The organism is Marinospirillum celere (assembly GCF_900112235.1).
GTDB lineage: Bacteria > Pseudomonadota > Gammaproteobacteria > Pseudomonadales > Halomonadaceae > Marinospirillum > Marinospirillum celere.
The window spans coordinates 282,750-303,667 of the sequence record NZ_FOLH01000002.1; the positions used below are offsets into that span (position 1 = coordinate 282,750).

Here is a 20,918-nt window from a genome sequence, read left to right on the forward strand (position 1 = left end):
CGTTCGCATCATGAGAAGAAAACATCCATTATAAAGAGATGAATGATGAACATCGCAGAATACATGCAAAAGCTTGGCCGCCAGGCACGCCAAGCTTCCAGGCAACTCGCAGCAGCAACCACTGCGACAAAAAATAAAGCCTTATTGGCAACGGCGGCAGAGCTTGATGCGCGTCGAGACCAGCTATTGCAAGCCAATGCCTTGGATATGCGCGCCGGTGCTGCCAAACAGCTGGATGCCGCCCTTCTGGATCGTCTTGAATTAACCCCCGCCCGAATCGATGCCATGATTGAGGGCTTGGAACAGGTTGCCAGTCTTCCCGATCCTGTGGGCGCCATTACTGATATGAACTATCGTCCCAGTGGCATTCAATTGGGCAAAATGCGTGTGCCCCTGGGCGTGGTTGGTATTATTTATGAATCCCGCCCTAATGTGACGGTCGACGCAGCCAGTTTGTGTTTGAAATCTGGTAATGCGGCTATTTTACGCGGCGGCTCTGAAGCGATTAATTCTAATCAGGCAATAGCCTCCTGTTTGGCCAGTGGTTTGGAGTTGGCAGGCCTACCTGCAGAGGCTGTTCAAGTGGTGGAAACCACAGATCGTGAAGCCGTCGGTGAACTTATAAAGCTAAGCGAGTACGTGGATGTTTTGGTTCCGCGTGGCGGTAAAGGGTTGATAGAACGCATCAGTGAAGGTGCTCGAATTCCAGTTATTAAGCATTTGGATGGCGTTTGTCACGTCTATCTGGATCAGGAGGCGGATAAAGATAAAGCCTTGGCGATTGCTATCAATGCTAAAACCCACCGTTATGGCACCTGTAATACCATGGAAACCCTGCTGGTTCATGAGAGCCAGGCGGCGAGCCTTTTACCTTTGTTGGCAGAAGCCTATATAGAAAAGGGTGTGGAGTTGCGTGGTTGTTCACGTTCACGTTTGCTTGCACCTGCTATGCAAGCGGCCATCGATTCTGACTGGACGACTGAATATCTGGCCCCGATTCTGGCTGTGAAAATTGTCGACTCCTTGGATGATGCCATTGAGCATATCAACCGTTATGGCTCTCATCATACTGATGCAATCGTTACTGAAAACTTCACACGTGCACGACGCTTTTTAAATGAAGTGGATTCCAGTTCTGTCATGGTCAATGCCTCTACTCGTTTTGCAGATGGTTTTGAATATGGTCTGGGTGCTGAAATTGGAATTTCAACGGATAAGATTCATGCGCGTGGCCCCGTTGGTTTGGAAGGCCTGACCTCTCAAAAGTATGTTGTTCTGGGAAATGGTCATATTCGTGAATAAGGACTCCGTAATGGCGTCAACATCTCTGGTGCTCATGTATGGCGGAACCTTTGATCCCGTACATAACGGGCATCTGCGTTCTGCTTTGGAGTTGACCCAGGTGCTTCCAGTGGCTCGGGTGCATCTAATTCCTTGTCAACTGCCCCCGCATCGTGATCAGCCCAGTGCCAGCCCTGAACAACGTTTGGCAATGCTCAAGCTGGCTACTGCAGATGAGCCACTTCTGGTTGCCGATGACAGAGAGCTGCGCAGGCCAGGACCTTCCTGGTCAATCGATACGCTGGAAAGCTTGCGTGAAGACTATGGTGACCAGCAGCCCTTGGCTATGGTTCTGGGCTGGGATGCCTTCTTGGGGTTGCCGTCCTGGTCACGTAGAGACCTGTTGTTGGAAAAGGCCCACTTAATCGTGATTGCCAGGCCGGGAGAAAAGCAACCGGCTTCTGAAGAGTTACTCGACTTGCTGGATCAGTATGAATTGAAAGCAGGAGAAGCACTTAATGCAAAACCTGCAGGCCGTATACTGCGACTGGCTCTGCCCAGTGCCATGCAGGTTTCGGCTACCTATATCCGCCGCCTCCTTTCGCAGCAGGCTTCAGTACGTTACCTTCTGCCAGATGCGGTGATAAACTATCTATTTAGTCAGGGGCTTTATGTTCCTGTCGATAAAACCATCAAGAGTAGCCATGCAAGTTGAACAACTGAAAGAATTGGCGCTAAAAGCGCTGGAAGATTTGAAAGCCAAAGATCTAGTCGAGCTAGACGTTCGTGAAGCCAGTAGCGTGACCGACTTTATGTTGATCGCATCTGGCAGTTCATCACGCCAGGTTAGTGCCTTGGCAACCAATTTAGTAGGTGAGTTGAAAGCTTCCGGGGTGACCCCGCTGAGCCTGGAAGGTCTGGATGCTGGTGAATGGGTGCTGGTTGACCTGGGAGATTTGGTCGTGCATATCATGCAACCCCAAACCCGTGAATTTTATGATCTGGAAAAGCTTTGGGGGGACTTTTCCCTAGCTGAGGATCAGGAAGGGTTTTGAAAATCCGGATACTTGCCGTAGGGCAGAAGATGCCTGCCTGGGTCGAGGAAGGTGTTAATGAATACCTGAAGCGCCTACCACCTGAATTTAAAGTAGTCTTTGAAGAAACTCCGCTGGGGCAGCGTAAGGCGGGAAAGGATTTGAAGAAAGCCTTGGCTAAAGAGTCGGAAGCCCTCTTGTCAAAAATCAAAGATAAAGACAAGGTGATCGCTTTGGATGTTAAAGGCAAAAGTTGGAGCAGCGAAGACTTAGCTGCTCAAGCTGAAGACTGGCGAATGGATGGGCGAGATTTGGTTCTGCTTATCGGCGGGCCTGATGGTCTTTCCCGAGACTGTTTGGCTCGTGCAGAACAACGCTGGTCGCTTTCTGCATTAACCTTGCCGCACCCCCTGGTCAGAGTTTTGCTGGCTGAACAGTTGTATCGTGCCTGGACGCTTTTGTCCGGCCACCCCTATCATCGTTGAACGAACCATGAATGAGTTTCGCCGACAGCTTAAGGATCCAGAAAAGGAAAATCGAATTTTCCAGTTTCGTGCTCGCTTACTTATGATACTGGTGTTTGCGCTGATCGGCGTTCTTTTTAGTCGCATGGCTTATTTGCAGGTGTTTCAATACGACCAGCACGTCAGTCGCTCAGAGCGTAATCGTACAGCCGTTGAAGCCATCCCTCCCACTCGAGGTTTGATCTTTGATCGTGAAGGCCGCTTGCTGGCCGACAACCTGCCCAGTCATAGTTTAACGCTGACCCGCGAGCTGGCGGGTAATGTGCGTGAAGTGGTTGATCTAATCTGTGAATTACTGGAACAGGATGCAGAATGTGCAGACACTCTAACTGAACGTAGTCGCCATCGGCGGCGCCCGTTTGAACCCGCACTCTTGCTTGATCAGTTGAATGAAGAGCAGATCGCTCGTTTAGCTGTCAATCGCCATCTTCTTCCGGGCGTTGAAGTTTCAGCACAACTGTTAAGGCACTATCCGGCTGGTGAAGCGGTTTCTCATGCGCTCGGCTATGTTGGGCGTATCAGTACCGACGATTTGGAAACCCTGGACCGCCGTGCTTATGCCGGGACTCATTATATAGGTCGAACCGGGATAGAGCGCCATTATGAACATCTGCTGCATGGTCAGGTTGGCTATAGGCGCGTAGAAACCAATGCCCGAGGCCGGGTACTGCGTGTTGTTGAATCTGAACCCCCGGTTCCCGGCGCTGATTTGACCCTGCATTTGGACAGTGCTCTTCAGCAGGTGGCTTATGAAGAATTGCAAGGTCGTCGCGCTGGTTTGGTTGCCATAGAGCCAGAAACAGGCGGCATTCTGGCTTTGGTGAGTTCACCTGGTTATGACCCCAATGTCTTTGTTGGTAGCCTGGATGGCCAAGCCTTTAGCCGTTTACGGGATGATCCGCAATTACCCCTCTTTGATCGTGCCAGTCGCGGGCAATATGCCCCAGGCTCAACGGTTAAACCCTTTGTGGGTCTTGCTGGTTTAGAGCTGGGTATTATTGACCGGGATATGGAAATGCATGATCCTGGATACTTCCAACTGCCCAATGATGACCGCTTGTATCGTAACTGGCGGCGCTGGGGGCATGGCACCGTGAATTTGCACCGCTCTATTGCAGTATCCAATAACACCTTTTTCTATAGCCTGGCTTATGAGTTGGGCATTGATCGTATTTCAGCTTATATGCGTCAGTTTGGCTTTGGTGAACAAACCGCTTTGGATGTGTTGGGTGCACGCAGTGGTTTAATGCCCAGTCGTGAATGGAAGCGCGAAGTTCACAGGCAACCTTGGTTCCCTGGCGAAACCCTGAGTGCAGGTATCGGACAGGGTTATTGGTTAACCACACCGCTGCAATTGGCTACGGCTACCTCAGTGCTTGCTAATCAGGGCCATTGGGTGCAACCTCGGATGCTAAGGGAAAGCCAGCCTTCCAGCCTAGTGCCGGATGTGTTGTCAGATCGGGAACCGGTTCCGAAACTTGACCCGGAAAACTGGTCTTATATTTATTCGTCCATGGAAGCTGTACTCCACGGTCATGAAGGCACAGCTCGGGCTTCAGGTCGCGGGGCGGCTTACCGGATTGCAGGTAAAACCGGGACAGCCCAGGTGTTCAGTCTGAGTCAGGAAGAAGATGAAAACAACTTGCCGGTGGATAGGCCTGAACATCTGCGTAACCATGCTATTTTCATGGGATTTGCTCCCGCAGATAACCCACAAATTGCTTTGGCATTGATTGTAGAGAATGCTGAAGGAGGGGGTAGTCAGGTTGCTGCACCCATAGCCCGTCGCATTTTTGATGCCTACCTGACCCCTGAGCGTCTCGCACAGTTGGAGAGCAACTAATGCCTCGCGATTTTCAATGGAAGCTGCCAGGTGCTCACCTGCATCTAAAGAAAAAAGAAAACCTGCTTACCCGCATTCATCTTGATGGAATGCTGCTCTTGGCGTTGCTTGTACTGATGGGTGCAGGTTTGTTGGTTCTTTACAGTGCGACTGGCAGTAACCTTCAAGCCACGATTTCCCAGGCTTATCGTTTTGCTCTGGCCTTGGTGGTCATGGTTGCAGTGGCTCAGGTCCCACCGCGTTATATGCGCCGTTGGGCACCAGCGGTCTACCTCTTGTCATTATTGGCCTTGGTGGTTGTGCTTTTTATTGGAACGGATGCCAAGGGGGCTCAGCGTTGGTTAGTGATGGGCGGGTTCCGCTTTCAACCCTCGGAACTGATGAAGCTGGCTTTGCCGCTGATGCTGGCTGCCTATTTATCTCAAAGGCAACTGCCTCCAGGCTTTAAACACCTAGGTCTTAGCCTGATCTTAATGATAATTCCGGTGCTTTTGATTGCCCGGCAACCTGATTTGGGGACTTCTGTACTGGTTGCTTCTGCCGGCCTGATCGTGCTTTTTATGGCGGGTTTGAGTTGGAAGATAATTTTCTCTTTCTTGACCCTGGTGTTAGCTGCTTTACCTGCTCTCTGGTGGATGTTGCATGACTATCAGCGCAACCGGGTGCTGACTTTTTTGCACCCCGAAAGTGATCCCCTGGGAACCGGTTGGAATATTATTCAATCAAAAACAGCAATAGGCTCTGGTGGCTTGGAGGGTAAGGGCTGGCTGCAAGGAACTCAGTCACGTTTGGAATTTTTGCCTGAACGACACACGGATTTTATTATTGCTGTCTTAGCTGAAGAAACTGGGCTGATAGGTGTTAGTCTGCTATTGGCTTTGTATTTGTTTATTATTTGGCGAGGCATGCAGATAGCTGCTTCAGCGGTAGGAACTTTTAGTCGCTTGTTAGCGTCAGCGATCATTTTTACCTTCTTTGTGTATGTTTTTGTTAACATAGGGATGGTTAGTGGGCTTTTGCCCGTTGTTGGGGTTCCTCTGCCTTTGGTAAGTTTCGGCGGTACTTCAAGTTTGACTCTTATGGCCGGTTTTGGTGTGCTCATGTCGATTCACACACATAAGAGCCTGCTCAATAAATAACAGTCTGGGAGTTAAAGGGTGTTGCTGATTAACAAGAAGTTTGCTGTAGGCCTGTTAATAGCTGGTCTACTGAGTGTTTCTGGCTTGGCTGCAGCCGGCTACTACGATCCCGCACTGAGAGGAGATGTCCAGGCCTATATTGATGAGTTAGTCAACGACAAGGGCCATGATCGCCAAGAACTGAGTAGCCTTTTTGCTCAAGCTCAGAAACGTCAGGATATCCAAGACCTGATGTCACGCCCTGCGGAAAGGGTTTTGCCCTGGTATGAGTACCGCAAAATCTTTATAACCCAGCAAAGAATTGATGCAGGCCGAGTGTTCATGGAAGAATATGAAGAACCTCTGGCCAGGGCTGAAGCAGAATATGGCGTGGCTCCAGAAGTTATCGCTGCAATTATTGGTATTGAGACCTTTTATGGTCGCAACAAGGGCCGTCACCGGGTGATTGATGCACTGGCGACCTTGAGTTTTGATTACCCCCAAGACACACCTAGAGATAGATCCAGCTTTTTTCAAACCCAACTGACCGAGTTTTTGAATCTGACTCGTGAACAGGGGTTGAATCCACGCTTGCCGATGGGCTCCTATGCTGGTGCTATGGGTTATCCCCAATTTATTCCTACCAGCTACCGTGATTTTGCTGTTGATTTTAGCGGTGATGGTTTTATCGATATCTGGACGAATCCGGTTGATGCCATAGGGTCAGTAGCCAACTACTTCAAGGAGCATGGCTGGCAAAGTGACGAACCTATTTTGCTGAAGGCCCGTTTGGAAGGTGATGGCAATGGCCTTGCGGATTTGCGCCGTAATCGTTTTGAGCGTATACCCTTGTCAGAAGCAGAAGCTGCTGGTTTGAAAGCCAAAGAACGCCAGGGTGTCATTGATTCAACGCGTGTTCTGCCCATGGCTTTTAAGCTTGAAGAGGGCGAGCGCTTTGCTTTGGGTTTACCCAATTTTTACGTCATAACACGCTATAACCACAGCCGTATGTATGCACTTGCTGTTTACGAACTGGCTGAGGCCTTGCGTCAATAAGCTTCAGGAAAGAAAGAAAAATGTACCGCTATTTACGCCTTGGTGTGCTACTGCTGCCTTTAGGGGTGCTGACAGGTTGTTCTGTGGGTGGCGGAGGAGGTGTCTTCGGAGCGCATGGCCCTGGCGGGGGAGGCGGTGGCTACACCCTGCAGGACAAGATCGTCAGTTCGGGTGGGGGACGCTACACTCAAAGAATTGACAGCATGCCGGCCAATCCACCGGATGTTTCCCGAGTTCCTGATGCCGTTCCTGTGCCTGAAGAACGTAGTCGCCGCGGTAATGCGTCCACCTACACGGTTTTTGGGCGTACCTACCGAGTTATGCCATCCAGCCGCGGATTTACCCAGACAGGGGTGGCTTCCTGGTATGGCAGCAAATTTCATGGTCACGAAACCTCTAATGGTGAAATCTATGACATGTTTGCAATGACAGCAGCCCACACCAGTCTGCCTTTGCCGACATTTGTGCGTGTAACCAATCTGGAAAACAATCGGCAAGTCATTGTCAGGGTTAATGATAGGGGGCCCTTTGTTGGTAACCGGGTAATCGACCTTTCCTATGCTGCTGCCTACCGTCTGGATATGCTGGATAAGGGGACAGCAAGGGTTCGGATAGAAGCGATCGATCCTGTACAATGGCAGGCTAGCCAAAACTCCAGAGGCAGGCAGTCCAACCAATCAGCTGCGAGTGCCAATGGCGGTATTTTCCTTCAGGTTGGTGCGCTAGGTAATGCCGAGGCTGCTCAGCGTCTGCAAGCCCGTGCCAGAGAATTGACCCAGGCCCCGGTCAGAGTAGTCAGTGATCAGACCCTCTATCGCGTCCAGGTCGGGCCTTTGGAAGAAGCTTCTGCCGAAGTGGCTATTCGTAAACTTGAAGCTTCAGAACTTGGTCGCCCCTTTAGGGTCAGAAACTGATTGTGTGAAGTAGAATTTCTAAGGTTTCTTCCATTTGAGTATTAATAGAGTAATTACTGATGTCGGTTAAATTTGTTTTGTTTCTACCCCTTAAGACCTTGGTATCCCAATTAATGCTAAGTGCAGCACTGATGCTGGCATTCGGCCTGGTTGCACATGCCCAGGTTATGATTCCGGCGCCACCCCAACTGGCAGCTAATGCTTGGGTATTGATGGATGCTCATAGCGGAAAGGTTATTGCTGCACACAATGCTGATAAACAACTGCCCCCTGCAAGCTTGACTAAAATGATGACCAGCTATTTGCTGGAATATGAAATCAAGCGTGGCAATGTGGAGCTGGATGATTTGGTTCGGGTCAGTGTTAAGGCCTGGAGGATGCCAGGTTCACGTATGTTTATCCAGGAAGGCACCTTTGTAAGTATTGAGGACTTGCTAAAAGGGGTGGTGATTCAATCGGGTAATGATGCATCTGTAGCTGTTGCAGAGCATTTGGCTGGAAGTGAAGCAGCCTTTGCTGACTTGATGAATCAACATGCCCGTCGCATAGGTATGCAGAACACCCAGTTTAAAAACTCAACTGGCTTGCCTGATGAAGGCCACTATTCGACAGCCATGGATATGGCCATCCTGTCCCAAGAAAAGATTATTAACTACCCTGAGCACTATTCCCTCTACTCAGAGCGGGAGTTTACCTATAACGGAATTCGCCAGAGTAACCGTAACCGTCTGCTGTGGCGTGATTCCAGCGTTGATGGTTTGAAAACCGGGCATACCACAGAAGCAGGTTATGGTCTGGCTGCTTCGGCGGTGCGTAATGATATGCGTCTGATTTCCGTGGTCATGGGTGCACGAAGTGAAGAAGGGCGAGCCCAAGAAAGTCAGAAGCTGCTGACCTATGGTTTTCGGTACTTTGAAACTCCCAAGCTCTACGAGCGTTATGAAGTGCTCGACAGGGCGCGTGTTTGGCAAGGGGTGCGCGATGAAGTGGAATTGGGCTTGAAAGATGAGCTTTATGCCACCATTCCCAGAGGTGAGCAGGCTAACCTGGAGGCAGAAGTTGAGGTTCATTCAACCATTAAGGCACCTATCAGAGCCGGCCAAGAGCTGGGAACCCTGGTTGTTCGCCTGGGCGATGAGGTGGTGGCACGTGAGCCCCTGATTGCTCTGGAGAACCTGGAGCAGGCAGGTTTTTTCAAGCGCTTGTGGCACAGCCTGCTAATGTTCGTCATAGGTTTGTTCAGTTAAACAGGCTGGGCTATAATTGACAAAATTACTTGGTTATAGGTGAGCCATGACTCAGACAACAGCCGCCGAGGCTCCAAAAATTGAATTTCCCTGTGAGTTTCCTATTAAGGTGATGGGGGAAGCGGCACCTGATTTTAAAGCCTGTGTACTGGATGTGCTCATCACCACAGAGACAGGCTATGTTCATGAAAGTGTCAGCGTTATGGATAGTCGCAATGGCCGCTTTCAATCAGTACGAGTGACTATTGAAGCGGAAAGTGAGCAACACCTAACTCGTCTGCATCAAGCCTTGAAAGAAACTGGGCGTGTTCAGATGGTTCTTTGAATGAAGGCAAGCCCACCGCTGATCCTGCGTTATTTGGATCGCCAGCCTTATGAGCCTGTATGGAAAAAAATGCAGGCTTTTACCAATGAACGTACTGCGGATGCCGCTGATGAGCTTTGGGTGCTTGAACACGACAGTGTCTTTACCCAAGGCCAGGCTGGCAAGGACATCCACCTGCTGGACCCAGGCTCCATACCTGTTGTCAAAGTGGACCGAGGTGGACAAGTCACTTGGCATGGACCAGGTCAACTGGTTATCTATTTACTCCTGAATGTAAAGCGCCTGGAGTATGGCGTACGGGATCTGGTCAACTTGATTGAAGAAAGTTTGATTGATTACCTTGACAGCCTGGGTATCTCCGCTCAAGCCCGTGCCGATGCGCCTGGCGTTTATGTCGGTGAGGCCAAGATAGCGGCCTTGGGTTTGAAAATTCGTCGCGGCTGTAGTTTTCACGGCCTCAGCTTCAATATTGACTGTGAGCTGGATGCCTTTAAACGCATCAACCCTTGTGGCTACGCAGGCATGCCTGTAACCCGTTTGATTGATTTGCAGCCGGATATCCGCTTTGATCAGGCCCGGGATGGCCTGCTTTCTATCATCCTGCGTCGCCTTGGGCATCAGCAGGTTAATACCACGAACTCCTGGCAGGAGCTGGCATGACAGCAAACACACAAGCAAAGAAGATCGTTCAAGGTGAAAAACTGCGTGGTGCGGATAAAACCGCACGCATTCCGGTAAAGGTTATTCCTACCGAAACTTTGCCCAAGAAGCCGGATTGGCTGAGAGTTCGAATGCCTATTTCACCCGAAGTGACACGCATCAAGGAAACCTTGCGTCGGCATAAACTCAATACCGTTTGCGAAGAAGCCTCCTGTCCAAACCTGGGCGAGTGCTTTCATGGAGGCACAGCAACCTTCATGATTATGGGCGATATCTGCACTCGCCGTTGCCCCTTTTGCGATGTGGCCCATGGTCGTCCCAATCCTTTGGATGAAAATGAGCCACGCGAAATGGCTGAAGCCATTGCCGAAATGCAGCTCAAGTATGTGGTGATCACCTCTGTGGATCGTGATGATTTGCGTGATGGCGGTGCTGGACACTTTGCTGCCTGTATTTCGGAACTGCGCACTCGAATGAGCGAACTGGAAATTGAAGTCCTGGTTCCCGACTTTCGTGGACGTATGGACGTTGCCCTTGAGATTCTTAAAGAAACACCCCCGGATGTGTTCAACCACAACCTGGAAACGGTACCCCAGCTCTATAAAAAGGTGCGTCCCGGTGCGGACTACCAGTGGTCACTGACGTTGCTGCAACGCTATAAAGAGATCTGCCCAGATGTTTTGACCAAATCTGGTTTGATGCTGGGTGTTGGAGAAACCAATGAGCAGGTCTTGGATGTCATGCGCGATCTGCGTGCCCATAAGGTCGACATGCTGACTCTGGGACAGTATATGCAGCCTTCAAAAGACCATCTGGCTATAGATCGTTGGGTAACCCCGGAAACTTTTGATTGGTTTGCCGAAGAGGGTTACAAAATGGGCTTCAAACACATCGCTTCCGGCCCGCTGGTACGCTCCTCTTACCATGCAGACAAACAAGCCCATGGTGAAAAAGTCGGTTGATTTTTAGATCAGGGCTTGATGAGCAGGTGAAAGCTGGCAGCCTTTAACAACCCAGCCTTGTAGAGGCTGATCGCCAAAGCTTTCTGGCAGTTGTTGCAGGAGTTCATGGCCCTGAGCTGGCTCTTTCAAGTGAGCAAAGACACAGGCTCCTGTGCCTGTCAGCCAGGGCTGCAGCTGTTGCTCTTCCAGCCAATGAAAGCTGCTATCCAGGGCCGGATAAAGGCGTCTGGCAAGTGTTGTAAAATCATTGGATCCCAGGTGGTCCAGTGCTTGCTCTTTGCTGATCTTGGCTGTCGAGCGGGGCAGGTCAGGGTGTTGGAAGAGTTCTGCAGTTGAGCAATGGCAGCCTGGATGAATCAGTAGATAGTGTTCAGCAGGCACGCTAAGAGGTTCCAGCTGTTCACCAATTCCTTCCGCCCAGGCGGTTTGACCGCGAACAAAAACAGGGACATCAGCACCCAGTTGGAGCCCCAGCTCGGCCAAGTAATCCAGGCTCAGGTTTAATTCCCAAAGCTGATTCAGGGCAAGCAGGGTGGTTGCTGCATCAGAACTGCCTGCACCTAGTCCGCCACCCATTGGCAGGCGTTTTTCTAGCTGGATGCTGACACCCAGCTTGGGGTGGGGGCGCAGTGGTGCCAGGAGCTGAACGGCCTTCCAGATGAGGTTGTCTTCCTGTTTGACTTGAGCTAATTGCGTTTTTAGTTCTAACTGGTCGGCATCAAGGCGCTGAAAATGCAGTTCGTCAGCAAGATCAAGAAATTGAAAAACACTTTGCAGCAGGTGGTAGCCATCAGCGCGCCGTCCAACCAGGTGCAGCATCAAATTCAGTTTGGCGGGTGCCGGTAGGGTTAAGGTCTTCAAGGCTGGTTGTTCCTGTGCAGAGTCCAGGTATTGACGGCAAGACGCAGTTCAAAATTTCCCTGGCGGGCAATAATTAAGCTGGGTAGCTGATAGCCTTCCACCTCAGTGAAACGTCGCCACTCAACCTCCCAATGCCCTTGCCTGAGCAGTTGGGTATCCAGATAGAGGTGTTCGCCGGGAGCCGGTAGGCCGCGTACCCAATAGATCAAGTTGGAAAGCGGCAGATCCCAACCCAAGCCTTCACGGATGAGTTGCTCGGGGCTGGAAGCTTCCAGGGTTTTGCCATCAGAAGTGGTCAAGCGCACACGAAAAGGCTGACCTTCAAGTCGGGCGCGTCCCTGGCCCAGGGGTCCAAAAATCATCAGTTCATATTCAAAGCCCTGTTGTTGCCAATCCAGGTTGGCGGAATGACGCTCTTGACCATCATTAATTGCCAGGCGACCTTGAACCTGCCAATGCCAGAGTTTGGCGTTGGGGGCAACTGAGTCTGGTTTGGGGACTGGTGGCAGAGGGTGACTTGCGCAGCCAACCAACAGGCTAGTGAAGAGCGTCAATAACAGTAAAAATTTAGATGGTTTCATGGTTGAGGTATCAACTGAGGGCGTCTTTGCAGCAAATCATCAATAGTTGGTGTGGCTTCCTGAGAGTCCAGCATCTGGTAGAGCAGGTTGCGTGCTTCCAGGTTTTCACCCAGGTCCCAGAGGGTTTCCGCCAAATGGGCGGCAATTTCTTCATCGGGTAGGCGCTGGAAGGCTTCTTCCAGATATTCTCTGGCTTCTTCCAAGCGGCCAAGGCGATAGAGCGCCCAGCCAAGGGAATCAAGAATTTCAGGTGATTCAGGGTTTTGCTGATAGGCTTTTTTGATCAGTTCCAGGCCCTCTTCAATACGATCATCGGTGAGATTGACCAGGGTATAACCCAGGGCATTCAAGGCCATGGCATTGTCAGGGTCTGTGGCCAGCAAAAGCCTTAGGTCCGCTTCCATGGCGTCCAGCTGTTTGAGTTCATAATTGAGCAGAGCACGGGCGTAAAGTAAACGCAGGGATTCCTGGTTGTCAGGGAGGAGTTTGCGGCCTTGATCTATCCATTTGATGGCCTCTTCAAAACGCTCCTGCTGGCGATGAAGCTGTTCACCCTGAAGGGTGAGGGGTGTTGTTAGTTCTGGGTTGGATAAGCGCAGCGAGTTTAGATACTCAAGCGCTTCCTGGTGTTGACTGCGTGCCGTCAGAATATCGACTCTGGCTCTGGCGGCTTCCAGTAACGCCTGCCCTCCTTGAACCCGGTAATAATAATCTAAAGCCTGTTCAATTTGGCCTTCGCGTTCGGCCAGCTCAGCCAGGTGAATATAGGCCTGGTCAGCTAAAAGTTCATCATCAGTTAATGCTAAAAGGCTGGTACGTGCTGCTTCAAACTGCTCGGTTTCCAGTTGAATGCGGGCCAGTGCCAATCTGATTTGCGGGTTGTCAGGCTGCAAGCTGATGATGCGCTCAAAAGATTGCTCTGCTGCTTCCAGCTGCTGGTTCTGCAATTGGGTTCTGGCCAATTCCAACCAGAGCCTGACTTCTTCAGGGTTTTCATGCAGGGCCTCTTCCAAAAGTTGCTGGGCAGCCTCTACTCGACCCTGCTGGCGATAAATACGTGCTCTCAACTGTAAAGCCCGGACATTGTTGGGCTCTTTGCCGAGTGCCTGGTTAAGGTGTTGCTTGGCCAGCTCCAAATTGCCACTTTCTTCGCTGAGTAGTGCCAGGGCAGTGAGCAGGTCAGTGGTGGGTTCTTCTCTTTGTTGGCTTTCTTGCAGCATCAACTTGTAGAGTTCACCAATAACCGGATTGGCGCTTTCTGCCAAGTGTCCAGCTAGGAGTGAATAGTTGCTTTCACCGCCAAGACGTTCGTAACGCAGTAAGTGGTCGAAGGCTTCCAGGTAGTGCTCATTCTGGAGGAGTAACCCAGCCGCTGTGCGTTGGGCATCCGGATTATTGGGAGCTGTATTGGCCCAAAGAATGGCTGCCTGAAGTGCTTGTTGAGGCTGGCGCGCAAACTGGGCGATCCAGGTGGCTCTTTCTGCCAGGCCAGGGTCACGTGTTTCTATGGCCAGCTGCAAATAGGTTTCCAGGGCATAGTTGAGCTGGTTTCTTTGTCCGGCCAGTTCGGCACTAAGGAGCCCAAAAACCAGGTTTTGATTGAGGCCCTGGACTTCAGGTAATTGGGTGTCCCTGTCGTGGATATAAAGGGACGTTGACTCGACCGGTTGACCAGCATTAGTAGAGGTTTCCGCAGGCTGACTGGAAGCACAGGCGGTTAGCAAACTGACCAGCAGCAGAGCAAAGATGCAATTGAAGCATGATCTGTAGCAAGCAATAAGAGAAAAATAAAGGTTACGCATCTGCCTTGAGTCTGGTTTCACTGTTGATTGTGCTATCATAACGTCCTTATAGTCAGCTGCTCTGCAAAAACTGTAAGCAGTTGTATTTTTTTGCACTCTTTCCCCTTAGTAGTCAGGGGCTGCCAATACCTTGGAGTGACGTTTGACGGTGCCAGCAGTACAGCCAATGCGTTTCTTAGCTCTGGGCATAAATCATAAGACGGCACCCGTTGCTCTGCGTGAACGGGTGGCTTTTACGCCATCCCAGCTGGAAGAAGCCAGTCAGCAGTTACGCAAGCATGAGAGTATCAAAGAAGCAGCCATAGTATCTACCTGCAATCGCACTGAAGTCTACACTCTCGTGGAGGCCGGGGATGCTCGTCCTCTGCTGACCTGGCTCAGTGAATTTCATGGCTTGTCGCTGGAAGAAATCGCTGAGTACAGTTATGTACATGAAGACCAGTCTGCAATAGGTCACCTAATGCGGGTTGCCAGTGGACTGGATTCCATGGTCCTGGGTGAGCCGCAAATTTTGGGACAGATCAAAGATGCCTATGATCTTGCCAAGCAGCAGCAGCTTCTGGGTTCAGGCATGGAGCTTTTGTTTCAGCAGGTCTTTGCAACGGCCAAACGTGTGCGTACGGAAACAGGTATAGGAACCAACCCGGTTTCCGTGGCCTATGCTGCGGTCAGTCTTGCCCAAAAAATCTTTGCCGACTTGAAAGATAGCCATGCCCTGTTAATCGGCGCGGGTGAAACCATAGAACTGGTTGCGCGTCATTTGCGTCAGGCCGGGGTTCAGAAAATGACCATTGCCAACCGAACTGTGGAAAAAGCCCAGGTTTTGGCCGATGAAATGCAAGCTGAAGCTGTGGCACTGAATGCCATTCCTGATTGCCTGGTCAAGTCGGATATCGTAATTAGCTCAACCGCGGCTCCCTTACCCATACTGGGTAAGGGAATGGTCGAACGGGCGCTGAAACTACGTCGTCACAAACCCATTTTTATGGTTGATATCGCTGTGCCCAGGGACATAGAGCCTCAGGTGGACCAGCTGGACGATGTCTTTCTTTTTACCGTGGATGATCTGCAAGAAGTCATTGATGAAAACCTGGCTGCGCGACGTGAAGCGGCCCGACAGGCCGAAGAGCTGATTAGTGGCAGTGTACAGGAATTTCTGCGTAGCCTAAGGGTAAGAGATGCCGGGCGTATGATTGGTGAGTTCCGGCGCAATGCTCAGGAACTGGCCGACACTGAATTGCAGCTGGCCTTGTCCCAGTTGGATCAAGGGCAGGATGCCCGGGAAGTCTTGCAGCGCTTGACCCGCAGCCTAACCAATAAGTGGCTGCATCATCCAACACTCAAGCTCCGTGAAGCTTCGGCTGAAAATCGTGCTGATTTGCTGGCGGCGGCTTCTGAACTCCTGAATCTGACAGACCCGGAAGAGCTTTCCAAACCCCGGGCCAATAAAGAGCCCTAGCTGGCTTGAGTCTTTACTTCAGTTTTCTTTCCTGAATTTTCCTTTCAGTTCTCTGGATAAACCTCATTTATGAAAACATCAATACTCGGCAAATTGGATAACCTGCGTGATCGTTTTGAAGAGTTGTCAGCTTTGCTATCAGACCCTGAAACCATCAGTCAGCAGGATAAATTTCGCAGCTATTCAAAAGAATATGCTGAGCTGGAACCGGTCATTCAAGCCTACCAAGACTATACCCAACAGCAGGAAGATTTGGCAGCGGCTGAAGCCCTAGCCTCGGATGAAGACCCGGAAATGCGTGAAATGGGTCGAGAAGAAGCTCAGATGCTGAAGGCCGGTTTAGCCGATCTTGAACAAGAGTTGCAGCGTTTGCTTTTGCCCCGAGACCCGAATGACAGCCGGAATATTTTTCTGGAAGTCAGAGCAGGCACCGGGGGGGATGAAGCGGCCCTCTTTGCTGGTGACCTCTTCCGGATGTATACCCGCTTTGCAGAAGGCAAGGGCTGGCAGGTTGAGGTGCTCAGCGCCAATGCCAGTGAAGCAGGTGGCTATAAAGAAATCATTGCCCGTATCAGTGGTCGGGATGTTTATTCCTGGTTGAAATTTGAATCAGGTGTGCACCGGGTGCAACGGGTTCCAGCCACCGAATCTCAGGGGCGAATTCACACTTCCGCCTGTACCGTTGCGGTGATGCCGGAAGCTGATGAAGTCGAAGATGTGAATATCAACCCGGCTGACCTGCGTATTGATACCTTCCGCTCTTCAGGCGCAGGCGGCCAGCATGTTAATACCACCGATTCAGCAATCAGGATTACCCACTTGCCAACCGGTCTGGTGGTTGAGTGTCAGCAGGAAAGATCCCAGCACAAAAACAAGGCCAAGGCTATGGCTTGGCTGGCGACCCGGCTTAAACAACAGGCTGAAGAAGAGGCCCATAAAAACCAGGCCGATGCCCGTCGTTCTCTGGTGGGCAGTGGTGATCGTTCCGAGCGCATTCGGACCTATAATTTTCCACAGGGCCGAGTCACGGATCATCGTATCAACCTGACGCTCTACAAGCTGGATGAAATTTTAACCGGCCAGGTGGATGAAGTGGTTTCTGCATTGGCGCAGGAACAGCAAACAGAACTTCTGGCCAGGCTCAGTGACTGACATGGCCGTGACGCTTAAAAGCTGGTTGCTTGAAGCCAGTCGGCAATTACAGGAAGCAGGCCAGGAAAATGCACGCCAGGAAGCTGAAATGCTCTTGTGCCAGCAGCTGCAAAAGAATACGGCCTACCTCTTTGCCTGGCCTGAACTAACCCTGACCCCCATTCAGCAAGAACAACTGGCTAGCTGGTTGCAGCAGCGTTTGGATGGTAGGCCTTTAGCCTGGATTTTGGGTGCTTGGGAATTCTGGGGGTTAAGGCTAGAGGTTTCGCCTGCCACTCTGATTCCTCGTGCCGATACTGAATGCCTGGTTGAACAGGCTTTGAGTCTGGGCGAAGCGCCCGCTTTGCGGGTCATGGATCTGGGTACAGGAACGGGTGCCCTGGCTCTGGCTCTTAAAAAAGAACGGCCGGGTTGGCAGGTTGAGGCGGTTGACTTTCAGCCTGCGGCAGTGACCCTGGCCAGAAAAAACGCCCGCCAGCTGGAATTGGACGTACGCATCTGGCAATCCGATTGGTGGCAGTCAGTGCCACCCGGCGACTATGATCTGATCCTCAGCAACCCGCCCTATATTCATCCTGACGACCCGCATCTCCTGCAGGGGGATGTCCGCTTTGAGCCACAAACGGCCTTGGTTGGCGGCGATGATGGTCTTGAGGCCTATCGCAAGTTGTTATCCGGGATTGAGCAGCGCTTAAAACCCGGGGGGTGGCTCCTGGTCGAACAGGGTTATGATCAGGCTGAAGCAGTGGCCGAGCTTTTTGCCCGGGCTGGCTTGGTAGAAATCTCTGGCTTTCAGGATTATGCCGGTCAGCCTCGAATCACTCAGGGACGTCGCCCAAAAGTTTAAACCTTTTATTTGGGTGTGGTTTTTATGGATATAACATGATAAAACTCTAAAAGAGGGAGAGCTTTTGGCAAGATCAACTGGATAGAGGTAGATGTGGCCCCACGATTGGATTGCCGAAGCTTTAAGCTGATATACAAAAATAAAAGGCTAGCTTCATGAAAAACAATAAAACCAGAACTCTGGATAAGATCGATCTGAAGATTCTGCAAGCCTTGCAGGATAATGCCCGTATTTCTTATGTCGACCTGGCCAACAAGGTGGGTCTGTCGACAACACCCTGCCTGGAAAGGGTTAAGCGCTTGGAGCGCAAGGGTGTGATCAAGGGCTACAAGGCCATATTGAACCCCAAGTATTTAAGGGCCAATTTGCTGGTTTTTGTGGAAATCAGCCTGGAAACTCAATCGCCAGCAGTGTTTGATGAGTTTCGTAAGGCCGTAGCCAAGCTGCCACAGATCCAAGAATGTCATCTGGTTTCTGGACAATTTGATTATATTCTCAAGTGTAGAATTCCTGAAATGAGTGCTTATCGCCAACTCTTGGGCGATGTCGTCTTGACCCTTCCAGGGGTTAAGGAATCGAAAAGCTATGTGGTAATGGAAGAAGTGAAAGAAGATACAGCGATTTATGTTCCTGAGCTTCAGGAATTCGAGCAGGATTGCCTGGGATGATCCAGCGTGAAATGACCGACCAAGAGCTGCTGCGCTTTAGTCGCCAGCTACTGCTGCCAGAAATTGATGTTGCCGGACAGCAGCGCCTGCTGCAAAGTCGAGTGTTGATTATTGGCTTGGGTGGTTTGGGATCACCCGTTGCGCTTTACCTGGCTGCTGCCGGGGTCGGTGAACTCCATTTGGCTGATCACGATGAGGTCGATCTTTCCAACCTGCAACGTCAAATTGTTCACCAGGAAAGCAGTATTGGTCAGCTTAAGGTAGAGTCAGGAGCCCAGCAACTGCAACGAATCAACAGCCAGCTCAAGCTAAGAACCTATCCAGAAAAGCTGGAAGGTCAGGCGTTGTTGCAGGCCATCAGTGAAGTGGATTTGGTGTGTGATTGCAGTGATCGCTTTTCGACCCGCTTTGCCGTCAATCGAGCCTGCTGGCAGGCTGGCAAGCCCTTGGTTTCTGGTGCAGCAATACGTTTTTCAGGCCAGCTAGCTGTCTTTGATCCTCGCCAGGAGACCAGCCCCTGCTATGCCTGCATTTATGATGAAAAAGCTCAGGACGAAGAACTCACCTGCTCGGAAAGTGGTGTTCTGGCCCCGCTAGTGGGTGTAATCGGTAGCCTGCAAGCCGTGGAAGCGATGAAGCTGCTTGCTATTTGTGGTCAACCCGCAGTGGGTAAGCTCGTCACCTATGATGCCCTAAGGGCTGAAATGCGTACCTTGAAATTGGCTAAGGATCCTCAGTGTGCCTGTTGTGGCCATTGATGAGCGTTTGGCTGGGTTCTACTGATGATTAATCGCCAATTCTTTACTGCTCCCTGGCTGTACCGCGTGGTTCCCTGGCTCTTCGTGCTGCTTTGGAGTACCGGTTTTATCAGTGCCAAATATGGCCTGCCCTATAGTGATCCCTTTACTTTTCTTAGCTGGCGGATGGGTTTTAACCTACTCTGCTTTGCCCTCTTGTTAAAACTCTTTACTGTGCAGCTGCCCCGTTCCTGGCGACTTTGGCGACAACAGCTGGTCGCTGGTGCGCTGATTCATGGAGCTTACCTGGGTGGGGTTTTTTCCGCGATTGATGCTGGTATTCCGGCTGGCTTAACGGCTCTCTTGGTCGGGCTACAACCGCTACTGACTGGGCTCTTGGTTTATCTGGTCTGGCAACAAAGGTTGGGCCTTAAACAATGGGCCGGGCTAGTCCTAGGTCTTCTGGGTGTCTTGCTGGTTTTACAGCAAACCGCAGATATGGATGTGGATAGGGTGGCGATTACCTGGCAAGGCTTGCTTTGGGTGTTGCTGGCTTTATTCGGCATTACCCTGGGCACTCTCTACCAAAAGCAGGCTTGTGATCCCCAGCCCTTGTTGGCCGCCTCTTTTATGCAGTACTCAGCGACCTTTGTGCTGGTTCTTGCGGGTGTCTGGCTGAGTGGTGAGGGGGCGGTTGAATGGCATCCAGATTTTGCTCTTGCTCTGGCCTGGTCCGTCCTGGTTCTTTCTGTCGGGGCGCTTCTGCTGCTATTGATGATGATCAAAGCAGGGGAAGCCACGCGTACAGCCAGTTATTTTTATTTGGTGCCACCTCTGACCGCTCTGGAAGCCTGGCTTCTGTTTGATGAGCGCATGACCACCCTGGCATTGGTAGGCATGCTGGTCACTGTCTTGGGTGTTTACTGGGCCAATCGACGCTAATTAGGGCGCTTTAGTAGCCTACTGGAATAAAGCCAAAAAGAACCAGCCCGGCCAACAGCCACAGGTACCAGGAAAAAAATCGCAGCTGGGCTCTTCTTAACAGCCTGACCACCAGGTAGAGTGCAAAGGTGCCAACTAGAGCGGCAACCAGCATACCTACCCCCATTTCCATCCAACCCAAGCGCAGACTGCTGGTGTCGGCTGAATAGACTTGAATGGCTTGCACCAGCGTAGCCGCCAGGATGGTCGGGATGGCCAAAAAGAAGCTGTATTCAGCGGCCCAGCGACGTTTCATACCAGTAAAGAGGGCGGCGGCAATGGTGATCCCGCTGCGGCTGATCCCCGGGATGAGCGCCAAACCCTGAGCGGCACCTATAATCAAAGCCGTAGAAGGCTTGATGTCTCTAAGACCCTTGGGGCGGGGTGGCAGCTTATCGGAAATCCACAAGAGGATGCCGGTCAGGGTCAAGGTCAGGGCAACCATTTGCGGGTAGGCAAAAATGGCTTCGAAAAAAAGCTTAAAGGTAATGCCGATAACCCCGGTAGCCAGGACGGACAGGGCAAGCAGCAATGCCAAGCGAACCGCTAAAGGGATAGGCGAGGGTTTGGCCAGCATGTTGCGCAGCCCTGACAGAGTGTCGCACGTCAAACGCCAAAGGCTGCGACGAAAGACCACGACAATGGAAATGAGGGTGCCAACATGAACGACCAGATCAAATAAAATCATTTCCGGGCTGTCAGGGGCAGGCAGGTCAGCGCCCTGACCGATCAGCCAGTGCTGGGCAAGCACTAAATGAGCCGTGGAGCTGACCGGAAGAAACATAAAGGCACCCTGAATGATGCCCAGAAAAACCACGATGGCAATCGACATACTGCAAGTCCCTGACCGTTAAAAAATGCCAGCT

22 protein-coding genes are annotated in these 20,918 nt (G+C 51.2%); 18 read left to right on the top strand and 4 right to left on the bottom strand.

Going from position 1 to position 20,918, the window contains the following annotated elements; translation table 11 throughout:
• Positions 1-45 precede the first annotated feature (45 nt).
• The 12 genes from BM185_RS05890 (at position 46) to lipA (ending at position 10,964) form a co-directional block, all read left to right on the top strand.
• On the top strand, positions 46-1,302 hold the full coding sequence (locus BM185_RS05890; RefSeq protein ID WP_091960683.1) for a glutamate-5-semialdehyde dehydrogenase: 1,257 nt from the start codon (positions 46-48) through the stop codon (positions 1,300-1,302).
• A 10-nt stretch (positions 1,303-1,312) separates the two neighbouring features.
• Positions 1,313-1,996 carry a nicotinate-nucleotide adenylyltransferase gene (gene nadD, locus BM185_RS05895; protein WP_091960687.1) on the top strand — a complete coding sequence of 228 codons (684 nt, stop codon included), beginning with the start codon at positions 1,313-1,315 and terminating at the stop codon, positions 1,994-1,996.
• Positions 1,986-2,336, top strand: coding sequence for a ribosome silencing factor (gene rsfS, locus BM185_RS05900; RefSeq protein WP_091960690.1), 351 nt, complete (start codon positions 1,986-1,988; stop codon positions 2,334-2,336). Before nadD ends, rsfS begins: the two co-directional genes overlap by 11 nt.
• Positions 2,333-2,800 (top strand): 23S rRNA (pseudouridine(1915)-N(3))-methyltransferase RlmH, encoded by a 468-nt coding sequence (gene rlmH / locus BM185_RS05905; RefSeq protein WP_091960693.1) that lies wholly within the window; start codon positions 2,333-2,335, stop codon positions 2,798-2,800. The genes rsfS and rlmH overlap by 4 nt, the downstream gene beginning before the upstream one ends.
• 7 nt (positions 2,801-2,807) lie before the next feature.
• Positions 2,808-4,682: a penicillin-binding protein 2 gene (gene mrdA / locus BM185_RS05910; protein WP_091960695.1), complete on the top strand. Its 1,875-nt coding sequence runs from the start codon at positions 2,808-2,810 to the stop codon at positions 4,680-4,682.
• On the top strand, positions 4,682-5,821 hold the full coding sequence (rodA, locus tag BM185_RS05915) for a rod shape-determining protein RodA (protein ID WP_091960698.1): 1,140 nt from the start codon (positions 4,682-4,684) through the stop codon (positions 5,819-5,821). The genes mrdA and rodA overlap by 1 nt, the downstream gene beginning before the upstream one ends.
• 18 nt (positions 5,822-5,839) lie before the next feature.
• Positions 5,840-6,856, top strand: a complete 1,017-nt coding sequence (mltB, locus tag BM185_RS05920; RefSeq protein ID WP_245751709.1) for a lytic murein transglycosylase B — start codon at positions 5,840-5,842, stop codon at positions 6,854-6,856.
• Between the two features lie 20 nt (positions 6,857-6,876).
• Positions 6,877-7,770, top strand: coding sequence for a septal ring lytic transglycosylase RlpA family protein (locus tag BM185_RS05925; protein WP_091960701.1), 894 nt, complete (start codon positions 6,877-6,879; stop codon positions 7,768-7,770).
• Between the two features lie 113 nt (positions 7,771-7,883).
• Complete coding sequence (locus BM185_RS05930; RefSeq protein ID WP_245751711.1) at positions 7,884-9,017, top strand: D-alanyl-D-alanine carboxypeptidase family protein; 1,134 nt, start codon at positions 7,884-7,886, stop codon at positions 9,015-9,017.
• Between the two features lie 46 nt (positions 9,018-9,063).
• On the top strand, positions 9,064-9,342 hold the full coding sequence (locus tag BM185_RS05935) for an HP0495 family protein (RefSeq protein WP_091960706.1): 279 nt from the start codon (positions 9,064-9,066) through the stop codon (positions 9,340-9,342).
• A complete protein-coding gene (lipB, locus tag BM185_RS05940; protein WP_091960709.1) occupies positions 9,343-10,002 on the top strand; it encodes a lipoyl(octanoyl) transferase LipB in 660 nt (219 codons plus the stop codon).
• Positions 9,999-10,964 carry a lipoyl synthase gene (gene lipA / locus BM185_RS05945; protein WP_091960712.1) on the top strand — a complete coding sequence of 322 codons (966 nt, stop codon included), beginning with the start codon at positions 9,999-10,001 and terminating at the stop codon, positions 10,962-10,964. Before lipB ends, lipA begins: the two co-directional genes overlap by 4 nt.
• A gap of 3 nt (positions 10,965-10,967) precedes the next feature.
• On the opposite strand, the gene ispE is transcribed toward lipA, so the two are convergent.
• From ispE to BM185_RS05960, 3 genes are read right to left on the bottom strand one after another with little or no spacing between them, the layout of a single operon-like run.
• The gene (gene ispE / locus BM185_RS05950) at positions 10,968-11,825 is read right to left on the bottom strand and encodes a 4-(cytidine 5'-diphospho)-2-C-methyl-D-erythritol kinase (protein WP_091960714.1); all 858 of its coding nucleotides are present in this window, start codon (positions 11,823-11,825) and stop codon (positions 10,968-10,970) included.
• Positions 11,822-12,406: a lipoprotein insertase outer membrane protein LolB gene (lolB, locus tag BM185_RS05955; RefSeq protein ID WP_091960717.1), complete on the bottom strand. Its 585-nt coding sequence runs from the start codon at positions 12,404-12,406 to the stop codon at positions 11,822-11,824. The genes ispE and lolB overlap by 4 nt, the downstream gene beginning before the upstream one ends.
• Complete coding sequence (locus tag BM185_RS05960; RefSeq protein WP_177203486.1) at positions 12,403-14,130, bottom strand: tetratricopeptide repeat protein; 1,728 nt, start codon at positions 14,128-14,130, stop codon at positions 12,403-12,405. Before BM185_RS05960 ends, lolB begins: the two co-directional genes overlap by 4 nt.
• A 244-nt stretch (positions 14,131-14,374) precedes the next feature.
• Between BM185_RS05960 and hemA the strand changes: the two genes are divergently transcribed.
• The 6 genes from hemA (at position 14,375) to BM185_RS05990 (ending at position 20,013) form a co-directional block, all read left to right on the top strand.
• Positions 14,375-15,667, top strand: a complete 1,293-nt coding sequence (gene hemA, locus BM185_RS05965) for a glutamyl-tRNA reductase (RefSeq protein WP_091960722.1) — start codon at positions 14,375-14,377, stop codon at positions 15,665-15,667.
• Positions 15,668-15,736: 69 nt separating this feature from the next.
• Positions 15,737-16,819 carry a peptide chain release factor 1 gene (gene prfA / locus BM185_RS05970; RefSeq protein WP_091960725.1) on the top strand — a complete coding sequence of 361 codons (1,083 nt, stop codon included), beginning with the start codon at positions 15,737-15,739 and terminating at the stop codon, positions 16,817-16,819.
• 1 nt (position 16,820) lies between these two features.
• The gene (prmC, locus tag BM185_RS05975; RefSeq protein WP_091960728.1) at positions 16,821-17,666 is read left to right on the top strand and encodes a peptide chain release factor N(5)-glutamine methyltransferase; all 846 of its coding nucleotides are present in this window, start codon (positions 16,821-16,823) and stop codon (positions 17,664-17,666) included.
• A gap of 155 nt (positions 17,667-17,821) precedes the next feature.
• The gene (gene lrp, locus BM185_RS05980) at positions 17,822-18,334 is read left to right on the top strand and encodes a leucine-responsive transcriptional regulator Lrp (protein ID WP_091960731.1); all 513 of its coding nucleotides are present in this window, start codon (positions 17,822-17,824) and stop codon (positions 18,332-18,334) included.
• Positions 18,331-19,092, top strand: coding sequence for a HesA/MoeB/ThiF family protein (locus BM185_RS05985; protein WP_091960735.1), 762 nt, complete (start codon positions 18,331-18,333; stop codon positions 19,090-19,092). Before lrp ends, BM185_RS05985 begins: the two co-directional genes overlap by 4 nt.
• A gap of 24 nt (positions 19,093-19,116) precedes the next feature.
• Positions 19,117-20,013 (top strand): DMT family transporter, encoded by an 897-nt coding sequence (locus BM185_RS05990; protein WP_091960738.1) that lies wholly within the window; start codon positions 19,117-19,119, stop codon positions 20,011-20,013.
• 10 nt (positions 20,014-20,023) lie between these two features.
• On the opposite strand, the gene BM185_RS05995 is transcribed toward BM185_RS05990, so the two are convergent.
• Entirely contained in the window at positions 20,024-20,884 is an 861-nt protein-coding gene (locus BM185_RS05995; protein ID WP_091960744.1) for an undecaprenyl-diphosphate phosphatase, read from the bottom strand.
• Between the last annotated feature and the right edge of the window lie 34 nt (positions 20,885-20,918).